2 protein-coding genes are annotated in these 3,018 nt (G+C 45.8%); both read left to right on the top strand.

From position 1 onward, the window contains the following. Positions 1-52 precede the first annotated feature (52 nt). Positions 53-1,750, top strand: a complete 1,698-nt coding sequence (locus P5683_RS23820) for a CHAT domain-containing protein (RefSeq protein ID WP_006622500.1) — start codon at positions 53-55, stop codon at positions 1,748-1,750. Positions 1,751-1,893: 143 nt separating this feature from the next. Beyond that, positions 1,894-2,508, top strand: coding sequence for a hypothetical protein (locus tag P5683_RS23815; RefSeq protein WP_231296466.1), 615 nt, complete (start codon positions 1,894-1,896; stop codon positions 2,506-2,508). Positions 2,509-3,018: the final 510 nt, after the last annotated feature.

Raw genomic sequence — 3,018 nt, 5'->3', positions numbered from 1 at the left:
GCCTTAACGGGTAATAGTGCTATCGTCGCATTGTCAGGCAATAGCCGGATAAATGTTGCGTAAATGTATCAGTCCGACCCTAAGTATTGCGATCGCTCGTTTGAACTCACCCACAGGCAACCACTTCGCCACCTGGGTGTTTAATTCTGTCAATGCCAGCGATTATGTCCACCATGACTGTATATGGCCAGAATCCCTCTCACAATTATGGCAAGCCTGGTTAGAAATGTTTTCCCCAGATAGCTTACCCCTAGCGGTGAGTGAGTCAGCCATGAGTGACCCGCAATTTAGTCTACCACCATTATCAGCCGCTCTGGAAACCAAACCCAGCTACAGCAGCCGACTAATGCAACAATTGGGAATAGATTTATGGCAGTGGCTGTTTCAGGGAGCAATTCAAAGCAGTTTCCACCGTTGTCAAGGACTAGCCCTAGGCCAAAAATGTCCGCTGAGAATACGATTAGATGTGCGATCGCCCAATTTAATTCCCCTACCATGGGAAATTATGCAATCACAGGCGGGACAACCAGCCATCTCCCTAAGTCCGAGGCTGTTATTTAGTCGCACTACCTGTGATGTCCAACCATTAAGCGATCGCCCCTTAATCCAAGCCCTAAACATCTTATTAGTTTTAGGTCATAACGACATCCCCCAATGTCAAACCCCACCAGCCACAAATTCCCATGGGCTGGAATTAGAAAAGGAAGCCTCACAAATTGCGGAAGTTTTAGCCAACACCACCGACCCAGGATCTGACTCATCAAGAAGCGATCGGCTACCCTGTTTCATCAAAACACTAATCCAGCCCAGTGTAGCCCAACTAATTACGGAACTAGAAACCCCCCAGCAGCTAGGTCAGATACCGTATAACGTGATCTTCTATGCAGGTCATGGCTTGACGGGTCCTGATGGTGGTTTACTATTTCTACAAGAGCAAACTACCATTAATGGTACAGAATTGGCTCAAGTTCTAGTGCGCTGTGGTATCACTCTAGCGGTATTTAATGCCTGCTGGAGTGCAGTCCCAGCCATGGAATTATCATCGACTCTACAAAACATCACTCTTCCCGCCATTCCCAGCAGCAGCTTGGCTAAAGTATTAATCCATCATGGAGTCCCAGCGGTTTTAGGAATGCGGGACTCCATTACGGACAGCGAAGCCCTCAGTTTTATTCAAACCTTTGCTAGAGCCTTATCAGAAAGGATGCCCATTGATCGGGCTGTAGCGATCGCCAGACAACAGTTGCTGACCCTCTACAAATTCAACCAGCCAGCTTGGACTCTGCCCATATTATATATGCACCCTGAGTTTAATGGCTTCCTAGCCCCCACCGAGGACGCTATTCGCACCCAACTACCCGCCAACTCACCCACGGCGCTAGGATATTGTCTCCCCCGCGCCTATCTGAAACTCCAGCAAACAACTGAGGAAGTCACATCAAAAAGCTGGCTAATAGAAGCCGGACGGGTTCAGATAGGGCGATCGGAACAAAATGATATTGTTTGGCATGAATCATGGATTTCTAATCAACACGCCGAGATTTTCTGTCGCAATGGTAACGGGTCTCCCACCAATCCGCCGACCTACTTTCTGCGAGATTTCTCTCGCTACGGTACTCTAGTTTGGGAGGAACAGAAGCAGCAGTGGCACCGCATTCATCATCAAGAGGTACAACTTTCATCGGGAACTAAGTTAAAATTTGGCAGTTCCCAGGGTCGCATTTGGGAATTTTTGATTGATAGCCCGTAAAACTCTATCCTTATCCTCAGAGAACTTGCGGAATTGCTGCTCTCAGTTTTGTAGCTATGGGTGCGGGATACCATCCCGAACAATTATCCATTATCCGCCTATCCCGAACCTTGGATTATGTTGTCAACAAAGGATGTTACTCAATGACTAAACTTAATTGCCACAATGATGAGACCGCATTGGATTTCTGGTCACTACTGTTAGATGACTCGGAAAATTCTGCCTATCCCTGGAGCCATGAACAAACAGAATCTTATGGCTATTTTGAGGAGGCAGATCTAAACTTGTCTCTGTCACACTGTTTCAGTGACGATGATATAACTCAAAGATCCCAAGTCTTCTTTGAACATATAGAAAATCGGTGGCCGCGGATTTCTCTGTATCAATTATTAGTTGATAAATTAACACTTAATGGCGAGGTAAGTCTCCTATCTCGCATTCCTGAAAATATACTTAGGGGAATATCTAAAGCAGTTGCTCAGGATAAGACTTTCCAGAGTCTTGGTGAACAGCTTGTATTTTGCGTTAGTCAAATTTTACCTGAGTGGGACCCGGAAGATTTGCAGGTTCTCGCTCGTCCTATGGTTAATGCTATGCGCGGAAATGACAATCGCGCCCTAGAATCAATATTGACAAAAGTGGGTTCCCAACAATGGCATGAACTCTCACCCGTAGAACAAGCTCGCTTGAGTTTGGCGATCGCTCATTATGCCCTAACTTTAGCAAACACTACCGGAACTTCTTTGCAGGAGAGTTAATCAGATTAATTGATGGGATTTTTCAAAGACTGTTAACAATTGTGGCAATTTTCGCCAAAATATCTGCCAAAAAGTTGACGATATTATAGGGCTTATGGTATCATTGAAGAAATCGCACCCAAGGGGTTATTGTGTCTATACGCAAAAAAAGACGCGATCGCCCTGATTCTATCGTCCCCCCAAATATTATCTGGGCAAAAATTAAAATTCCCGATTATTGGCTATATGGACGAGATAATTGGTAAACCCGCCCGTACAGGGCTACTGTCCTTGGTGATATATATTGGCACAAACTAGGTTTGGTGCATAAGAACTCAGGAAAGGGAACCGGGAAGGTAGGGGGTCAATCTGTTTTGGGTAAAATCGGGAAATATTGATAGGCTAGTAAAAGCTGTAGTGGAATATTCATACACCAGGGGAAAGTAAGTGTCTTTAAGTTATGGTTAATGGTGTCTGTCAGCACCCCCGGCTGAAGCACGGGGGCTTCGTGCCCCCGCTTTCAGGTAGCTG

The organism is Limnospira sp. PMC 1279.21 (assembly GCF_032349615.1).
Classification (GTDB): domain Bacteria; phylum Cyanobacteriota; class Cyanobacteriia; order Cyanobacteriales; family Microcoleaceae; genus Limnospira; species Limnospira fusiformis.
Note: the sequence above shows the minus strand (reverse complement) of the source record. Positions and strands in the feature narration are given on the sequence as shown.